Source organism: uncultured Sphingopyxis sp. (assembly GCF_900078365.1).
Classification (GTDB): domain Bacteria; phylum Pseudomonadota; class Alphaproteobacteria; order Sphingomonadales; family Sphingomonadaceae; genus Sphingopyxis.
In genome coordinates this window covers 4087415-4104650 of sequence record NZ_LT598653.1, presented here as the reverse complement: position 1 = coordinate 4104650, position 17236 = coordinate 4087415, and the positions used below count along the sequence as shown (strand labels likewise).

12 protein-coding genes and 1 pseudogene are annotated in these 17236 nt (G+C 68.2%); 8 read left to right on the top strand and 5 right to left on the bottom strand.

What is annotated here, in order from left to right:
• The first annotated feature begins 98 nt into the window (after nt 1-98).
• From ubiB to QZL87_RS19025, 7 genes and pseudogenes are all read left to right on the top strand, one after another.
• The gene (gene ubiB / locus QZL87_RS19055) at nt 99-1643 is read left to right on the top strand and encodes a 2-polyprenylphenol 6-hydroxylase (RefSeq protein ID WP_295322231.1); all 1545 of its coding nucleotides are present in this window, start codon (nt 99-101) and stop codon (nt 1641-1643) included.
• A 102-nt stretch (nt 1644-1745) separates the two neighbouring features.
• Entirely contained in the window at nt 1746-2873 is a 1128-nt protein-coding gene (locus tag QZL87_RS19050; protein WP_295322228.1) for a glycosyltransferase family 2 protein, read from the top strand.
• Nucleotides 2870-3961, top strand: coding sequence for a hypothetical protein (locus QZL87_RS19045; RefSeq protein ID WP_295322226.1), 1092 nt, complete (start codon nt 2870-2872; stop codon nt 3959-3961). The genes QZL87_RS19050 and QZL87_RS19045 overlap by 4 nt, the downstream gene beginning before the upstream one ends.
• Nucleotides 3962-4058: 97 nt before the next feature.
• A complete protein-coding gene (coaBC, locus tag QZL87_RS19040; RefSeq protein ID WP_295322223.1) occupies nt 4059-5321 on the top strand; it encodes a bifunctional phosphopantothenoylcysteine decarboxylase/phosphopantothenate--cysteine ligase CoaBC in 1263 nt (420 codons plus the stop codon).
• Nucleotides 5284-5745, top strand: a pseudogene (dut, locus tag QZL87_RS19035) (dUTP diphosphatase); the annotation flags it as partial. The gene coaBC and the pseudogene dut, both read left to right, overlap by 38 nt.
• Before the next feature lie 78 nt (nt 5746-5823).
• Nucleotides 5824-6573, top strand: coding sequence for a molybdopterin-synthase adenylyltransferase MoeB (moeB, locus tag QZL87_RS19030; RefSeq protein WP_295322219.1), 750 nt, complete (start codon nt 5824-5826; stop codon nt 6571-6573).
• Nucleotides 6561-6926 (top strand): DsrE family protein, encoded by a 366-nt coding sequence (locus QZL87_RS19025; protein ID WP_295327053.1) that lies wholly within the window; start codon nt 6561-6563, stop codon nt 6924-6926. Before moeB ends, QZL87_RS19025 begins: the two co-directional genes overlap by 13 nt.
• Nucleotides 6927-7152: 226 nt before the next feature.
• Here the strand turns inward: QZL87_RS19025 and QZL87_RS19020 are convergent, their stop codons facing one another.
• The 5 genes from QZL87_RS19020 to QZL87_RS19000 form a co-directional block, all read right to left on the bottom strand.
• Entirely contained in the window at nt 7153-7872 is a 720-nt protein-coding gene (locus QZL87_RS19020; RefSeq protein ID WP_295322217.1) for a class I SAM-dependent methyltransferase, read from the bottom strand.
• A complete protein-coding gene (prfB, locus tag QZL87_RS19015) occupies nt 7872-8999 on the bottom strand; it encodes a peptide chain release factor 2 (RefSeq protein WP_295322214.1) in 1128 nt (375 codons plus the stop codon). The genes QZL87_RS19020 and prfB overlap by 1 nt, the downstream gene beginning before the upstream one ends.
• Nucleotides 9000-9070: 71 nt before the next feature.
• Nucleotides 9071-11587, bottom strand: coding sequence for a transglycosylase domain-containing protein (locus tag QZL87_RS19010; RefSeq protein ID WP_295322212.1), 2517 nt, complete (start codon nt 11585-11587; stop codon nt 9071-9073).
• Between the two features lie 71 nt (nt 11588-11658).
• Entirely contained in the window at nt 11659-12804 is a 1146-nt protein-coding gene (locus QZL87_RS19005; protein ID WP_295322209.1) for a DSD1 family PLP-dependent enzyme, read from the bottom strand.
• Nucleotides 12805-12861: 57 nt separating this feature from the next.
• Complete coding sequence (locus tag QZL87_RS19000; protein WP_295322206.1) at nt 12862-13812, bottom strand: N-acetylmuramoyl-L-alanine amidase; 951 nt, start codon at nt 13810-13812, stop codon at nt 12862-12864.
• A 659-nt stretch (nt 13813-14471) separates the two neighbouring features.
• Here QZL87_RS19000 and QZL87_RS18995 point away from each other — a divergent pair.
• On the top strand, nt 14472-17090 hold the full coding sequence (locus QZL87_RS18995) for a ribonuclease E/G (protein WP_295322203.1): 2619 nt from the start codon (nt 14472-14474) through the stop codon (nt 17088-17090).
• The last annotated feature ends 146 nt before the right edge of the window (nt 17091-17236 follow it).

Genomic DNA, 17236 nt, shown 5'->3' with positions numbered 1-17236 from the left:
CACCCCAACCCAGTGTCAGGTAAACCGTCCCCCGGACGGTTTAGGTCATGCCGGGGGCATGACCGGCCTGACACTCCTGAAGGGGAGGGGCTTTTGATATGACCCGGCCCGTCACCCATATCGTCCGGCTGCTGAAATGGGGCCGCATCCTCGCGCGCCACGGCGCGCTGCGCGGGATCGAGAGCGCGCCGCAGACCCCGCCGGGGGTCAAGCGATTGTGCCGCCTCGCGCGGCTCGGCACGATCCAGCCCAAAATCCCCGACTATGCCGCCGCCTTCCAGGCGATCGGTCCCGCGGCGGTCAAGCTGGGGCAAACGCTCGCGACGCGCCCCGACCTCGTCGGCGAAGAGGCGGCGCGCAACCTGCTGACGCTGCAGGACGCGCTCGCGCCCGTCGCCTTCGACCGCATCCGGCAGGAAATCGAGGCGACCTTCGAAGCGCCGCTCGAAAGCCTCTACAGCGAGTTCGATCCCGAACCCGTCGGTTCGGCGTCGATCGCGCAGGTCCACCGCGCCGTGACCACCGACAGGCGCCAGGTCGCGGTCAAGGTGCGCCGCCCGGGCATCGACAAGCAGTTCGCGCGCGACATCGAAACCTATGAATGGGCGGCCGCGCATCTCGAAGCCTTTGGCGGAGAAGCCGCGCGGCTGCGTCCGCGGCAGGTGATCGCCAATTTCCGCCGCTGGACCTTGCGCGAGCTCGACCTGCGCCGCGAGGCGGCCTCGGCGTCGGAGCTGGCCGACGCGATGACGGCGGTGCCCGAATATGAGGTGCCGGCGATCGACTGGGACCGCACCGCGAGCCGCGTGATGACGATGAGCTGGATCGACGGCGTCAAAATCTCGCACCGCGACCGGCTCGTCGCGGCGGGGCACGACATGGAGGCGCTGGCGGCTAACCTCGTCCACGCCTTTCTTCGCCAGGCGATTGCCGAAGGTTTCTTCCACGCCGACATGCACCAGGGCAATTTGTTCGTGAAGGCCGACGGGACGATCGCCGCGGTCGATTTCGGCATCATGGGGCGGATCAACCGGCAGGCGCGCTACTGGCTCGCCGAAATCCTCTATGGCCTGACCACGGGCAATTACCGCCGCGTCGCCGAAATCCATTTCGAGGCGCAATATGTCCCCGATTATCACAGCGTCGAGGAGTTCGCGACGGCGCTGCGCGCGGTCGGCGAGCCGATGCGCGGCAAGCCGGTGAGCGAGCTTTCGGTCGGGCAGATGCTCGACGGGCTGTTCGCGATCACGCGCGATTTCGACATGCAGACGCAGCCGCACCTGCTGTTGCTGCAAAAGACGATGGTGATGGTCGAAGGCGTCGCGACGATGCTCAATCCCAGGATCAATATGTGGGATGTCTCGGGCCCCTTCGTCAGCGCGTGGATTCGCGACGAGCTCGGCCCCGAAGCCGCGCTCGCCGACGGCCTGCGCGAACAGGGCAAGACGCTCGCGCTGATCCCCGACATCATCCGTCGTCTCGACGCGCAATTGCCGCGCAAGGGCGCCGCGCCGCCCGCCCCGCCGCTGCCCGAGATCCCGCTGATCTTGAACGGAAACGGCAAGAGCCGCTGGTGGCGCTATGCGCTGACCGCGCTTGCGGGTGCCGCGGCGGGGGCCGGCATCCTGACCTGGCTCGGCTGAGCCGACGCACGCGCGGCCTTGGTTACCGGACATTTACCCTAAATCATTAGGACCTGACCTCGACCAACCCCGGACGCGAAATCCGGACAAAACCGAGGTTTCATGCGCCACGACACCCTGATTGCCGATTCGCCGCTGCCGGTCGCCGCGCTGCCGCTCGAGGTCGCGGTCGTGGTGCCGACGCTCAACGAGGCCGCCAATGTCGAAAAACTGATCGCCGGGCTGTCGATCGTGCTCGCGGGGCGCGGCTGGGAAGTCGTTTTCGTCGACGATAATTCGCCCGACGGGACGAGCGAACTCGTCCGCCGCATCGGCCGCGATTCACGGCATATACGCATCGTTCAGCGCGTCGGCCGGCGCGGCCTGTCGTCGGCGGTGGTCGAGGGCATATTGGCGACCGCCGCGCCGATCGTCGCGGTGATGGACGGCGACCTCCAGCATGGCGAGGAGGCGCTGCCGCGCCTGATCGACGCAATTGCGGAGCGCGGCGCCGAGCTTGCAGTCGGCACGCGCTATGGCGCGGGCGGCGGGATCGGCGACTGGGACCAGGGCCGCGCGCGGATGAGCCGGCTCGCAACGCGCGCCGGGCAGATCGCGCTCGGCACCGACGTTAGCGATCCGATGAGCGGCTTTTTCGCGATCCGCCGCGACGCCTTCGAACGCGCATTGCCCCGGCTCTCGGCGGTCGGCTTCAAGATATTGCTCGACCTGCTGGCGTCGAGCCCGGCGCCGCTCAAGGTCGCCGAAATCCCCTATCAGTTCCGCACGCGCGAGGCAGGCGAAAGCAAGATCGGCGCGCGCGTCATCGCCGAATATGCCGAACTGATCGCCGACAAGACGATCGGCCGCTTCGTGCCGGTGCGCCTGCTCAAATTCCTGATGGTCGGCGGGCTCGGCGTGTTCGTCCATCTCGCCGTGCTGCGCGCGATCCTTGGCGCCGGCAGCGCCTTCGTCACCGCGCAGACCGTGGCGGTGATGACCGCGATCGCCTTCAACTTCTTCCTCAACAACAGCTTCACCTATGCCGACCGCAAGCTGAAGGGATGGCGCCTCGCCGGCGGGCTTGCGAGCTTCTATGCGATTTCGGCTTTGGGCGCGGTCGCCAATATCGGCATCGGCACCTGGATGGCCGGGCACGACGAACGATGGTGGGTCGCCGGAGTCGCGGGCGTGGTCGTCGGCGCGATCTGGAACTTCGCCATGTCGGCGGCGCTGACCTGGCGCAAATGACGCGCGACGCGCCCGGCTGGAACCGCTTTGCCGGGGTTTCACGCCCGGTCGCGGCGGCGGTACTGGCGCTGCTGGCACTGCTGATGGCGTGGGGCGCGGCGGGCGGCGTCGGGCGTAACCATCTCGCGGTCGCCAAGCCGGCATCGGGGCATTTCGACGGCCTCGCCGGCGATCATGCGCTTTACGCGCGCATCGCGCAGCGCGTCGCGGCGGGCGAATCCTATTATACGGCGGCGGCGGCCGAACATCGCCGCGGCCATTATCCGCTACGCCCCTTCGTGACGGTTCGCCTGCCGACGCTCGCCCATATCGTCGCTGCGCCCGGCGAGCGCAACGCGGTGCTCCTGTTCCTGCTGACCGGCGGCGCCGCGATCCTCGCCTGGTACCGGCGGCTGCGGACCGAGTCCGACCTCCCGCGCTATGCCCCGGTCGCGGCGCTGTTCGTCGCGGCGAACCTGACACAGCTCGCCGCGCGCGAGTGGCTCTATATTCACGAGGTCGCGGCGGGCGTCCTCCTCGCGCTGGCGCTCGCGCTCTACCGCCCGGCGCGCCCGTGGGCGGCACTGGCGCTCGTCGCAGCCGCGCTGGCGATCCGCGAGACGGTCCTGCCCGTCGCGATGCTGTTCGGGCTGTTCGCGCTGATCGATCGCGACTGGCGCGCGGCGGCGGGCTGGCTGGCGGTTGGTCTCTGTTTCGCCGGGGGGCTTGCGGCGCATATCGCGGCGATCGCCGCGGTCACGAACCCCGCCGACCCCGCAAGCCAGGGCTGGCACGGACAGGGCGGCTGGATCGCCTATCTGTCCTTCGTTCAGGCCTCCTCGATCCTGCGCTTTTTCGAAGGCTGGGCGGCCGCCCTGCTCGTCCCGCTCGCGCTGCTCGGCTGGGCGGCGTGGCGGTCGCGGCTGGGGCTCGCGGTGTTGCTGATCCAGCTCTTCTATGCCGCGCTGCTGATGCTCTTCGCGCGCCCGGCCAATTTCTATTGGGCGATGCTTGTCACTCCGACGCTGTTCGTCGGCCTTGCCCTCGCTCCCGCCGCGCTGGCCGGGCTGGTGCGCTCGCTGCTCGGGCGGGCGCGGCCCGCTGCTTGAACTGGGGCGAGGAAGCGCATAACTGGAGGGCGAAGGAGACGGCGATGAATCACCCCCTGTCGATCGCCGCCCGCGCCGGGCAGGCCCGCCACCGCTGATGGCCGCTCCGCGCATCCTGCTGATCGTCGGCGGCGGCATCGCCGCCTATAAGGCGATCGAGCTTGTCCGCCTGCTCCGCAAGGCGGGCATGACCGTGCGCTGCGTGATCACGCGCGCGGGCGAGCAGTTCGTCACGCCGCTGACGCTCGCCGCGCTCAGCGAAAACAAGGTTTATACCAACCTCTTCGACCTGAAGGACGAGGTCGAGATGGGGCATATCCAATTGAGCCGCGAAGCCGATCTCGTCGTCGTCGCGCCCGCGACCGCCGACCTGCTCGCGAAGATGGCGGCGGGAATCGCCGACGACCTCGCGACCACACTGCTGCTCGCGACCGACAAGCCCGTGCTCGCCGCGCCCGCGATGAATGTGCGCATGTGGCTGCACGCCGCGACCCGGCGCAATGTCGCGACGCTGCGCGGCGACGGGGTGACGGTGATGGAGCCCGGCGAGGGCGAGATGGCGTGCGGCGAATATGGCCCCGGCCGCCTGCCCGAGCCCGAAGCGATCAAGGCGGCGATCGACGCGGCGCTCGCCGACGCGCCTGCCGTCGTGCCGCTCACCGGCCAGCCCGATTTCGCGCCCGCCAACCATCGCCCGCTGTTCGGGCGGCGCATCCTGATCACCGCGGGGCCGACGCACGAGCCGATCGATCCGGTGCGCTACATCGCCAACCGGTCGAGCGGGAAGCAAGGCTTCGCGATCGCCGCCGCCGCCGCCGAAGCGGGCGCCGAGGTGCTGCTGATCGCCGGGCCGGTCCCGCTGCCGACGCCGCCCGGTGTGATCCGCGTCGATGTCGAGACCGCGCGCGAGATGGCGAGCGAAGTGGAGCAGGGCTTGCCCGTCGATGCCGCGATCATGGTCGCCGCCGTCGCCGACTGGCGCGCCGCCGATACCGCGGCGCAGAAGATCAAGAAGGACGGCAGCGGGCAGGTCCCGCCGCTCGCGCTCGCCGAAAATCCCGACATTCTCGCCGGCGTCGCCAAAAGCGCCGATCGCCCGCCGCTGCTGATCGGTTTCGCCGCCGAGACCAACGACGTCATCGCGCATGCCCAAGCCAAGCTCGCGCGCAAGGGATGCGACTGGATCGTCGCCAACGACGTGTCCGCCGACCCGATGGGCGGCGAAGAGAACCGGGTGCATATCGTCAGAAAAGACGGCGTGGACAGCTGGGACCGGCTGCCCAAAGCGGCCGTCGCCCGCAAATTGATGGAAAAGATCGCCGATGAACTCGACAAGCGCATCCCCGTTGAAGGAAATTGAAATCGCCATCCAGCGGCTGCCCAACGGCGGCGGCCTGCCCCTGCCTGCCTATGCGTCGGAAGGCGCGGCGGGGATGGACGTCGTCGCGGCGGAAACGCTGACGCTGCGCCCCGGCGCGCGCCACGCGGTCGCGACGGGCTTCGCGATGGCGATCCCCGCGGGCTATGAGGTGCAGGTGCGCCCGCGCTCGGGCCTCGCCTTGAAGCATGGCGTCACCTGCCTCAACACGCCGGGGACGATCGACAGCGACTATCGCGGCGAGGTGAAGGTGATCCTCGCCAATCTCGGCGACGAGCCGTTCGAGATCAAGCGCGGCGACCGCATCGCCCAGCTCGTCCCCGCGCCGGTGCAGCGCGCGGCCTTTGCCGAAGTGGCGACGCTCGACGCGACGGCGCGCGGCGCCGGCGGTTTCGGGTCGACCGGGACCGCGAGCGAGGCGGTCGACGAAACCGCGGATACGGCCGGCGTCGCTTCGCTGTCGGGCATCAAACTGCGCTGATCGGTGCTCAGCGACGCCGAACTCGACCGCTATGCGCGCCAGATCATCCTGCCGCAGTTCGGCGGCGCGGGGCAGGCGAAGCTGAAGGCGAGCCATGTTGCGCTGATCGGCGCGGGCGGTGTCGGCTGTCCGGCGATCACCTATCTGGCGGCGGCGGGCGTCGGCAAGCTGACGATCATCGATCATGACATCGTCGAGCTGTCGAACCTCCACCGCCAGCCTTTGTTCACCGACGCCGATCTCGGCGCGCCGAAGGCCGAGGTCGCGGCCGAGGCGGCGCGGCGGATCAATCCGCATGTCGAGGCGATCGCGGTCACCCGGCGGCTCGACGATGCGAACGCCGCGGCGCTGCTGAAGGGCGCGAGCCTGATCCTCGACGGCTGCGACAATTTCGCGACGCGGCTTGGCGTCAACCGCGCCGCGGTGACGCTGCAAATCCCGCTGCTCAGCGCCGCCATCGGGGCGTTCGAGGGGCAGGTCGCGCTCTATGAGGGCTGGCGCGCGGGCCACGCCTGCTATGCTTGTCTTGTCGGCAACGATCCCGACCGGCCTGGAATCAACTGCGCCGAAACCGGCGTGATGGGCGCGCTCGCGGGCATGATCGGCACGGTGGCAGCGCTCGAGGCGGTGCGCGCGCTGTCCGGCTGGGGATCGCCGCTCACCGGCCGGCTCGCGATCGTCGATATGCTCGATCGCCGCTGGCGCGAGGTCGGCGTGCCCGAGGATCCCGAATGCCCGATATGCCAGGTCTGAACATCATCGTCGCGGTCGCCGAAGGGCGGCGTTTCTGCGCCGCACTAGAGACCGCTATCGCCGCCGCCGCGCTGGGCGGGCCGGCGCGACTATTCCTCCAGGGCGATGCGGCAGCGATGTTGCGCCCGCCCGCGGGCTTTGCAGGGGACGGCGCACGGCGGGCGGCGGGCCTGCCCGGCCTCGCCGAACTGATCGACGAAGCATTGGCGAGCGGGGTCGAGATGATCGTGTGCCAGTCGGGACTGGCTCTTGCCGACCTGACCGCCGACCGGATCGTTGGCGGCGTCAAGGCGGGCGGGGTGGTCAGCTTTCTTGCCGCGGTCGCGGCGGAGGACCGGCTGATCGTCTATTAGGGTTTGTGGAGTCAGGCCGAATCCCCCACCGGAAAAGCGATGTGTCCCCGCGAAGGCGGGAGCCCATCTCCGGCCGGTGCCATTTCGAGCCGGCGGGTGATGGGCTCCCGCCTTCGCGGGAGCACACAGCTTTTCATATAGGGAAAGGATTCGCCGGGATGGCGATTCCATCCAATATGATCACGCTATAAACCCGTCGCCCCCGCGCAGGCGGGGCGACGGTGTTTCACGGATTGTCGCAGACCTTGATCGCCTCCGGTTCGGGACGTTTGCCCGTGGGCACGAAACGCGCGAGATAGCCGCCGGCGTGCTGCTTGTCGTCGTAAGAGACGAGCTTGTAGCCCACCGCCTGAAATTCGCAGACGAGCAGGCGGAAGGGCGTGCCATGCTGCGCGATCGGGCGGTCGCCGTCGACGACGATCACCTGTCCGCCCTGGCGCAAGGCCGGGCGCAGCCGCCACAGAAAGGCGTAGGGCTCGCCGATCTCGTGATACATATGGACCATGAAGACGCGGTCGAAGCTGTCCTCGGGCAGGCGCGGATCGTCGACCGCGCCGAGCTTCAGCGAGACATTGTCGAGCCGTTCGCGCGCGACGCGGTCGGCGAGGCGCTCGATCACTTGCGGCATGATGTCCTGCGCGAGCACGCGGCCACCCGCGCCGACGCGCTGCGCGAGGCGCACGGTATAATAGCCGTCGCCCGCGCCGATGTCGGCGACGGTCATGCCGGGACGGACGTCGGCCGAATCCATGACGTCCTCGGCCTCGTTGACGCGGTCGCGCGCTTCCTCGGTCGACCATTTGGTCGAAACCGTCGGCGCCACCGGCCGGTCGGCGGGCGGAAAGTCGCGCGCGGTTTCGGCGCGGTCGCTGCTATCGTCCCAAGGCGCGTCGCAGCCGCCAAGCAGCGGTACGAGCGTCAGCAGGGCGAGCGCCGCGCGCTTCATCAATCGATGTCCTCCACCTCGACCTTTTCGCCGGTCACCTTCTGCGATAGCGCCGCCGCCATGAACGGGTCGAGCGCGCCGTCGAGCACGTCGCCCGGCGCCGTCGAGGTCACGCCGGTGCGCAGATCCTTCACCAGCTGATAGGGCTGGAGGACGTAGGAGCGGATCTGGTGGCCCCAGCCGATCTCGGTCTTCGCCTGATATTCGCCCGATGCGGCCGCCTCGCGCTTCTGCAGCTCGGCCTCGTACATCCGCGCCTTCAGCATCCCCATCGCGGTCGCGCGGTTCTTGTGCTGCGAGCGGTCGTTCTGGCTGGCGACGACGATCCCGGTCGGGATGTGCGTGATGCGAACCGCCGAATCGGTCGTGTTGACGTGCTGCCCGCCCGCGCCCGACGCGCGATAGGTGTCGATCTTGAGGTCGCCCTCGTTGATCTCGATCTCGATATTGTCGTCGATCACCGGATAGACCCAGACGCTCGAAAAGCTCGTGTGGCGCCGCGCCGAGCTGTCATAGGGCGAGATGCGGACGAGGCGGTGGACGCCGCTCTCGGTCTTCGCATAGCCATAGGCGTTCTCGCCCTTCACCAGCATCGTCGCCGACTTGATCCCCGCCTGCTCGCCCGCCTGATATTCGACGAGTTCGACCTTCATCCCGCGCTTTTCGGCCCAGCGCATATACATGCGCTGGAGCATCTCGGCCCAGTCCTGGCTTTCGGTGCCGCCGGCGCCGGCATGGACTTCGATATAGCAGTCGTTGCCGTCAGCCTCGCCCGCGAGCAGTGCCTTGATCTTGTCTTCCTCGGCGCGCGCGGCGAGCAACGCCAGCGACGCCACCGCCTCGTCGACAAGTCCCTCATCGCCTTCCATCTCGGCGAGTTCGATCAGTTCGGCGGTGTCGGCGCATTCGGTTTCGATCGCGCGCGTCGCCGTGATCGCCTCGTCGAGCCGGCGGCGTTCGCGCATCACCTCTTGCGCCGCCTTCGCGTCGTTCCACAGCGTCGGGTCCTCGACCTTCGCATTGAGTTCGTCGAGCCGCCGCACCGCGCGGTCCCAGTCGAGAAAGCGGCGCAGCAGCGCCAATGCGGCGCCAATCCTGTCGATATGATCCTGCGCTTCGGCGCGCATGTCCTTGCTCCTGAATAATTTGGTCCGCCCTTACGACCTCGAAGGCCGCAGGGGAAGGAGGTGCGCAGCCGTCAGATGATGCCGCCGCGATCCTCCAGGAATTCGCTGTCGCTGCGCCGGCCGGGGCTTTGCTGGACGGGCACGTCCTGCCGGGGCGCCGCCTTGGCCGGCTTGATCTCTTCTTCGCGAATCGTCCGCCGCGGTTCGCTTTCGGGCTTGAACGCTTCCCAGATGATCGACGCCTTGGGATCGGTGCCCGGCCAGCTGCCATAGACGCGCCGGCCCGACTGGCGGTCGATGCGCACCATGCGCACGCCCTTCGGCGCCGAAAAGGGAATCGGCTGGCGGTCGGCGAGCGCCGCGTGCGCGAAATCCTTGAAGATCGGCGCGGCATAGCTGCCGCCCTGCGCATAGCCGCCCATGCTGCGCGGCTGGTCGAAACCGATATACATGCCCGCGACCACGTCAGGCGTGCCGCCGACGAACCAGACATCGTTCGGACCCGAAGTCGTCCCGGTCTTGCCGAACAGCGGCACGCCGAGATCGCGCAGCCGCACCGCGGTGCCGCGCTGGACCACGCCTTCGAGCATATGGACGACCTGATAAGCGGTGATCGGGTCCATCAGCTGCTTGCCCGACTTGGTGAAGCGCGGCATCGGCCGGCCGTCCCAATCCTTCATGTTGCAGCCTTCGCAGGGCTTCCAGTTCTTCGGAAAGATCACCTTGCCGCGGCGGTCCTGCGCATAGTCGATCACGCGCGGCTTCAGTTCGCGGCCGTGATTGGCGAGCATCGCGTACGCATTGGTGATCTTTTCGACCGTCGTCGTTCCGGCGCCGAGCGCGGTCGACAGATAGGGTTCGTGCTTGCCGATGCCCATCCGGCTGATCATCTCGACGACCGGTTCCATTCCCACGAGGCTCGCCGCGCGCACGGTCATCAGGTTGCGCGACTGTTCGAGGCCCCAGCGCATCGTGTGCTCGCCGCTGCCGCCCGAATTGCCGAAGTTGCGGAAGCATTTGTTGCCGAGCGCCGCGCCCTGATAGACGCAGAAGGAGCCGTCGACGATCATCGTCGCGGGGGTCATCCCGTTGTCGAGCGCGGCGGCATAGACGAAAGGCTTGATCGTCGAGCCAGGCTGGCGTTCGGCCTGCGTCGCGCGGTTGAACGACGACAGGCGGACGTCGAAGCCGCCCTGCATCGCATAGATGCGGCCCGAATGCGGGCTTTCGACGACCATGCCGCCCGATACTTCGGGGATATTGCGCAGCGCGTAGCGGTCGCCGCCCGCCGATTTGACGACGATCAGATCGCCCGGGCGCAGCGCCGAAAAGGCGCTGCCGCCGGTCTTGCGATAGCGCATCCCCGCCGAACTCGCGGGCAGGCGTCCGGTGTCACCGTTCGAAAAGCCGATCCGCGCCTCGCCCCCCGATTTCGAGAGCACGGCCGCGACGCGCCAATTGTCGTAATCGATGCCGATGAAGCTCGAGGCGAGGCGGCTCTGCCACTGGTCGTCGGCCTCGATCGTCGCGATCGGTCCCGACCAGCCCTTGCCCGCGTCATAGCGCTGGAGCCCCTTGCGCAGCGCCATCGCCGCGGCCTCCTGCATCTTGCCGTCATAGGGGGTGCGCACCCAGAGGCCGCCGGCATAAACGCTGTGGGGGCCGACCTCGGCAGTTTCGCCGAACTCGGCGATCAGCTGGCGCCGCACCTCTTCCATATAATAGCCGCCGACCTGCGCGACCGCGCGGTTACCCCGGTCGGTCAGGCCGAGCGGCATCGCGCGCGCCGCGTCGCGCTGCGCCGCGCTGATCCAGCCATTATCCTCCATCGACCCGAGCACGAAATTGCGGCGCGCGAGCGCATCGCGCTCGAAACGCGCGCGGCCGTATTTCTCGGGCGCCTTGGGCAGAATCGCGAGGAAGGCCATTTCGTGCAGCGCGAGCTGGTCGACATCCTTGTCGAAATAGGCGCGGCTCGCCGCCTGCACGCCGAAGCTGCGGCGGCCGAGCGGGATTTCGTTGAGATAAAGCTCGAGAATCTGTTCCTTGGTCAGCGCATCCTCGATGCGCATCGCAAGAATCGCCTCGCGAATCTTGCGACGATAGCTCAGCTCGTTGGTGAGCAGCAGATTCTTCGCCACCTGCTGGGTGATGGTCGAGGCGCCGACGGGGCGGCCGCTGTTCGACAGGTTGGTGACGATCGCGCTCGCTATGCCCGGATAGTCGATGCCGCCATGGCTGAAGAAGGTCTTGTCCTCGGCGGCGAGGAAGGCGCGCACCAGGAGCTGCGGATATTCGCTATATTCGAGCTGAACGCGGCGTTCGCGGGCATAGCTGTGGACCGGCTTGCCCTCGCCGTCGCGGACCATCGTCGGCAGCGGCGGCTCATAGTCGCGAAGCTGATCGACCGAGGGCAGGTCGCGCGCGAAAACCGCCCAGATCAGCACGAGGCCGAGCAGACCGGCGAGCGCGAGATAGCCGAGCCAGCGGAACCAGCGCCGCGTCCACATGTCGCGCAGCCAGGTGATGACGGCATTGCCGTCGCGGCGAAGGCGAAGGCGGAAATCGGGCGGACTGTCGGCGGCCATATGCCCCCGCCTCTAAAGCCTGCGTCGCCGAAAGGGAAGCATGGTTGCGGCGAGGCGGCGGACCGTAACGCTCATCGCGCCCGGCCGCGCGCGCTGACCGGCCAGATGCCGACCAGCGTGTCGCCCGAAACGACATGGTAGCTGTCATAGAGATTCACCGTCGGGTCGCAGTGCGGCACGGTCAGGCTGACCGGGTCGCCGGGCTGGAGTTCGGCCCCGATGCCGGGGGCGATCAGCGCGGCATGTTCGTCGCCCATGAAAGCGAAAAAGGCGGTTTCGGGCGCTCCGCGCCGGACCACCGCGACGCCGCCGTCGGTCGAGAGCGACTTGTAGCCGGCGTCGATGGTGACGAGGCCGCCGTGGTTCGCGCTGACGACGCGCGCGTCGACCGACAACGAAACCTCGAACGGCGGCTCGGCACCATCGGCGATGTCGCAATCGAGATATTGCTTGTCCATGAAGACATAGCTGCCCGCCTGCAATTCGGTGAAGACGCCGAGGTCGAGGTCGATCCGGTGCGTGCCGGTGCCCGATCCGGTGACGAGGCCGGGCGCGAAGCCCGCTTCGGCCAGCGCGGCGATCACCTGTTGCAGATAGGCGGTGCGCTCGACGATCGCGGCGCGGCGGTCGGCGTAGCTTTCGATATGCTGCTGCGACCCGCAGTAGAATTGCACGCCGCGATAATCGAGGTTGGGCGCTGCCGAAATCGCCTTCGCCAACGCGACCGCCGCCTCGGCCGACGCGACGCCGGTGCGCGCGATACCGGGGTCGATGTCGATGACGACGCCCAGCCGCGCATCGGCCGCAGCAAGCGCCGCCTGGAGCCGGTCGGCGACGCCGGGATGATCGACGACCGCCATCAAGGCTTCGGCGGTCGCCGCAAGCTTCGCGAGGCGTTCGATCGCGGCGGGGGCGGCGACGGGCGAAGTGATGAGGATGCCGGTCACGCCGCCTCCGGCCAGCACCTCGGCCTCGCCGACCTTCGCGCAACAGACGCCGATCGCCCCCGCCGCCATCTGGCGCCGGGCGATGTCGATGCTCTTGTGCGTCTTGGCGTGCGGGCGAAGCGCGACGCCGCGCTCGGTCACGAGCGCGGCCATGCGTCCGATGTTACGGTCGAGCGCATCGACATCGAGGATGAGAGCGGGGGTATTCAGATCGGCGCGCGAGCCCTGCCGGCCGATCAGATGATCATGCAATTCGCGATCGGTGGTCATGCGAACAATATCTCCAGATGGGAGTGAGGATTTTGCCCCGCCACGCCGAATCGACCGTCAACGCTCCGCGACCTGCCGCGCGAAGTGGACCTGCACCGCCTCGCGGACGCCGCGCGCGATTTTCTTCTGCCCGGCGGCCGAGGCGAGGAATGCGACATCCTCCTTGTTCGATATGAAGCCGGTTTCGAACAGCACCGACGGGGTGTCGGGCGCCTTCAGCACGATGAAGGAGGCGAAGCGGTGCGCGGTGGTGCGAAATTTCACTTCGTCGGACGCCTCGCGCTGGAGCAGCCGCGCGAAATCGGCGGCAAGACCCATCGTCTCGCGCTGGGTGAGGTCGAGCAGGATCGCCGATACGTCGCCGCTGTGCGCGCCGAGGTCGACGCCGTTGATGATGTTCGCCTTGTTCTCGCGCGCCGCGAGCCGTGCCGCCTCGCGGTCGGAGGCGACCTCGGCCAGCGTATAGATCGACGCGCCGCTGGCCTCCTGATTCTCGGCGGCGTCGGCGTGAACCGAGATGAACAGGTCGGCCTTCAACCGCCGCGCGATGCCGTAACGCTCCTCGAGCACGAGGAAGCGGTCGTCCGCGCGCGTGAGCGCGACGCGCACCCGGCCAGAGGCGAGCAGGTCCTTGCGGATCGCGCGGGCGAGCGCCAGCGTGATGTCCTTTTCGCGGCTGCCGTCGTGCGGCGAGATCGCGCCGGGGTCGTGTCCGCCGTGCCCGGCGTCGATCACCACGAGCGGCAGACGATCGTCGGCGGGCCCCTCGATGCGCGGCAGCGTCACCGCGGGCTTGGGTTTTCCGATCGGAACGGTCACGCTGTAGCGTTTTGCCGGACGGCGGGCGCGAAAGCCGGCGAAGGGCTGCAATTCGCCGCGCGGAGACCGCGATGCCGCGTCATATTGTCCCGCGGCCGGGCGCGGATCGGCATCGATCGCGCCGGCGCGCGCCGGCAAGGCTGCCGAGGACGCTCCGATCAGGCCAATCAGGACGAGCAGCGGGCTCATGGCGCGTCTATGCCGTCCAAGGCGCGCGATGGTCCAGCCCTATTCGAAAATCACCAGCCCTGCGGCGCGGCAACAGGATGAATCCGCCCTTGACCATGGCGTGACAGAGGCGCGTCGGGCGGCAAGCCCGGCCGGCGCCCCCCGCCGCGCAGCCGAATGGTTTTCTTGCAACACCTTCGCGCCATCCTATCTTTCTGGGGTGGTTGTGGTTGCCGTCGGTCCATGCCGATGCTAGCACGCCATCACTGACGGCGTCGTTCCCGGTGCCGTCCGGCCTTTTGAGGGGAAGGCCTGTTCCGCAATCAAGCGGATCATGGCCGCCTTGGCGCCGGACAAACGGGGAAGGACATGCCTGCCGCCAGTCCACCCGGTTGACCGGACAGTCGGGGCGTCGCTTGCGCGCCCGCCCTGCCCGCCCGCTCATCCCGTAACAGGTTGATGCCGTATGAGGCTTGCCATGCCCTCTTTGAATCCCGACGCGGGCGCTTTCGCCCCGGCCGTCGCCGGATTTGAAGACCGCATGCGCGTCCAGGACCGGACGCAGGCTCCTTTCGGCAATAACGTCTTTTTTCCTTTCACCCGTATCCGCCGCGGCCTTCCGCAAGGAGGGTTAGCGGGATTTTTTGATGGCGCGCCGAGGCGCGCTTGGAGTGTATCTAATGACCACGCGCATGTTGATCGACGCGCGGCACCGGGAAGAAACCCGGGTCGCCGTCACCAAGGGCAACCGAATCGAGGAGTTTGATTTCGAGTCTGCCGAGCACAAGCAGCTCAAGGGCAATATCTATCTCGCCAAGGTGACTCGCGTCGAACCGTCGCTGCAGGCGGCGTTCGTCGAATATGGCGGCAATCGCCACGGCTTCCTCGCCTTCAGCGAAATTCACCCCGACTATTACCAGATTCCGAAGGAAGACCGCGACGCGCTGCTGCGCGAAGAGGCCGAGCACGCCGCCGCCGCCGCGCAGCGCGCGGAGGAGGATCTCGACGAACTCGAAGGCGATGTCGCCGATGTCGAGGAGCACGACGACGAGAATGGCGACGCCCCCGCCCCCGAAACCATCGGCGAAGACGCCGAGGGCGACGAGGAAGAGGGTGCCGAAAATGGCGACACCGAAGAGGGCGAAGAAGGCGCCGAAGAGGGCAAGGATGGCCGCGGCGACCGCAAGCGCCGCGGGCGCGATGGCCGCGATACTCGCAAGGGGGGCGGCCGGGGCCGCGGACGCGGCCGCCGGAGCGACGACGAGGACGGCGAAAGCCGCATGTCGCTGCGCCGCCGCTACAAGATTCAGGACGTCATCCGCCGCCGGCAGGTGATGCTGGTGCAGGTCGTCAAGGAAGAGCGCGGCAACAAGGGCGCGGCGCTCACCACCTATCTGTCGCTCGCCGGCCGCTATTGCGTGCTGATGCCGAACACGATGCACGGCGGCGGGATCAGCCGCAAGATTTCGAACGGCGCCGATCGCCGCAAGCTCAAAGCCATGATCGACGAGCTCAACCTGCCGCCGACGATGGGCTGCATCGTGCGCACCGCGGGGATGAGCCGCACCAAGGTCGAGATCAAGCGCGACTTCGACTATCTCGCGCGCCTGTGGGACGAGATTCGCGAGAATACGCTGGGGTCGAGCGCACCGGCGCTGATCCATTCGGACAGCGACCTCGTCAAGCGCGCGATCCGCGACATCTATCATAAAGACATCGAGGAAGTGCTCGTCGAGGGCGACGAAGGCTATAAGGCCGCGAAGCAGTTCATGAAGCTGCTGATGCCGAGCCACGCGCGGCGCGTGAAGCAATATGCCGACCCGGTCTCGCTCTATCAGCGATACGGCGTCGAGGATCAGCTCGCCGGGATGCTCAACCCCGTCGTTCAGCTCAAATCGGGCGGTTACCTCGTGATCAACCCGACCGAGGCCCTGGTGTCGATCGACATCAACTCGGGCCGGTCGACGCGCGAGCATAATATCGAGCAGACCGCGCTCAACACCAACCTCGAGGCCGCACACGAGATCGCACGCCAGCTGCGCCTGCGCGACATGGCGGGGCTGATCGTGATCGATTTCATCGACATGGATCATGGTTCGAACGTCCGCAAGGTCGAGCGCGCGATGAAGGAAGCGCTCAAGAACGACCGCGCGCGCATCCAGGTCGGCCGCATCTCGGGCTTCGGCCTGATGGAGATGAGCCGCCAGCGCCTGCGCACCGGCGTGCTCGAAGCCTCGACGCGCCCGTGCCCGCACTGCGAAGGCACCGGCCTCGTCCGCACCGCGAGTTCGGCGGGCCTCAGCGCGCTGCGCCTGATCGAAGAGGAAGCCGCGCGCGGCAAGGGCAGCAAGATCACCCTGCGCGCGAGCCAGGAGGCGACCTTCTATCTCCTCAACGAAAAGCGCCGCGAACTGCGCGAGATCGAGGAACTCTACGGCGTGAGCGTCGAAATCCTGCCCGACGGCGAGACCGAGGGCGCGCGCATGGCGGTCGAGGTGGGCGGCCCGCCGCCGACCCAGCGCCGCAGCTTCGCCCCCATCGAACCGATCGAGGATGAGGACGAGGACTTCCTCGAAGAGGAAGAGGAGGCCGAAGACGACGCTGACGAGGAGCGCCCCGCGCGCTCGCGGGATCGCGAGGAAGGGGAAAGTGACGGTGAGGGCCGCAAGCGCCGCCGCCGCCGCCGCCGCGGGCGCCGTGGCCGCCGCGACGAAGAAGGCGGCGATGCCGCTGACGCCGGCGAAAGCGGCGACGAAGGCGAAAGCGATGCCGCCGAGGCCGGCGAAGAGGAAGCCGCGCCGGCCGAAACGATCGAGGCTGCTGACGCGGAGGCCGAGGAAGCCAAGCCGCGCCGCCGCCGCGGGGGTCGTGGCCGCAAGAAGGCCGATGCCGAGGAAAGCGCCGACACAGCCGTGGCCGAAGAGGCTGCGCCGGTAGAGGCGGCCGAAGCACCCGAGCCGGTTGCCGAGGAGGTGCCCGCCGCCGAGGAAAAGCCGAAGCGCAAGCGCGCGCCGCGCAGGACCAAGGCCGAAATCGAAGCCGCCAAGGCCGCGGCTGAAACCGAGGCCGTTGAAGTGGCGGCACCGGTCGAAGCCGTGGCGGAAACCGAAGCCGAGCCCGCCAAACCCGCACCGAAGAAGCGCGCGAGCCGGGCCAAAAAGGCCGTCGCCGCCGAAGCCGCCGCCGAACCGGTGACGGCGAGCGAGGCCGAGCCGGTCGCCGCCAATGGCGACGAGGGCGGTACCGGCCCCGACGGCGAACCCCGGCGCGGTTGGTGGCAGCGCACCTTCGGCAATTAGGGTCCAAGCCCTAAAACGCTCCAATCGAATAGGAAGCCGTGTGTCCCCGCGAAGGCGGGGATCCATCTCCGGCCGGTTCCATCTCGCACCGGCCGGAGATGGACTCCCGCCTTCGCGGGAGCACGCGGGCTTTTTTTTTGATCGGG

Excerpts from the sequence above, each read along its gene's own strand:
- ubiB (WP_295322231.1), top strand. The coding sequence starts at position 99 with ATGACCCGGCCCGTCACCCATATCGTCCGGCTGCTGAAATGGGGCCGC.
- QZL87_RS19050 (WP_295322228.1), top strand. The coding sequence starts at position 1,746 with ATGCGCCACGACACCCTGATTGCCGATTCGCCGCTGCCGGTCGCCGCG.
- QZL87_RS19045 (WP_295322226.1), top strand. The coding sequence starts at position 2,870 with ATGACGCGCGACGCGCCCGGCTGGAACCGCTTTGCCGGGGTTTCACGC.
- coaBC (WP_295322223.1), top strand. The coding sequence starts at position 4,059 with ATGGCCGCTCCGCGCATCCTGCTGATCGTCGGCGGCGGCATCGCCGCC.
- QZL87_RS19025 (WP_295327053.1), top strand. The coding sequence starts at position 6,561 with ATGCCAGGTCTGAACATCATCGTCGCGGTCGCCGAAGGGCGGCGTTTC.
- QZL87_RS19020 (WP_295322217.1), bottom strand. The coding sequence starts at position 7,872 with ATGAAGCGCGCGGCGCTCGCCCTGCTGACGCTCGTACCGCTGCTTGGC.
- prfB (WP_295322214.1), bottom strand. The coding sequence starts at position 8,999 with ATGCGCGCCGAAGCGCAGGATCATATCGACAGGATTGGCGCCGCATTG.
- QZL87_RS19010 (WP_295322212.1), bottom strand. The coding sequence starts at position 11,587 with ATGGCCGCCGACAGTCCGCCCGATTTCCGCCTTCGCCTTCGCCGCGAC.
- QZL87_RS19005 (WP_295322209.1), bottom strand. The coding sequence starts at position 12,804 with ATGACCACCGATCGCGAATTGCATGATCATCTGATCGGCCGGCAGGGC.
- QZL87_RS19000 (WP_295322206.1), bottom strand. The coding sequence starts at position 13,812 with ATGAGCCCGCTGCTCGTCCTGATTGGCCTGATCGGAGCGTCCTCGGCA.
- QZL87_RS18995 (WP_295322203.1), top strand. The coding sequence starts at position 14,472 with ATGACCACGCGCATGTTGATCGACGCGCGGCACCGGGAAGAAACCCGG.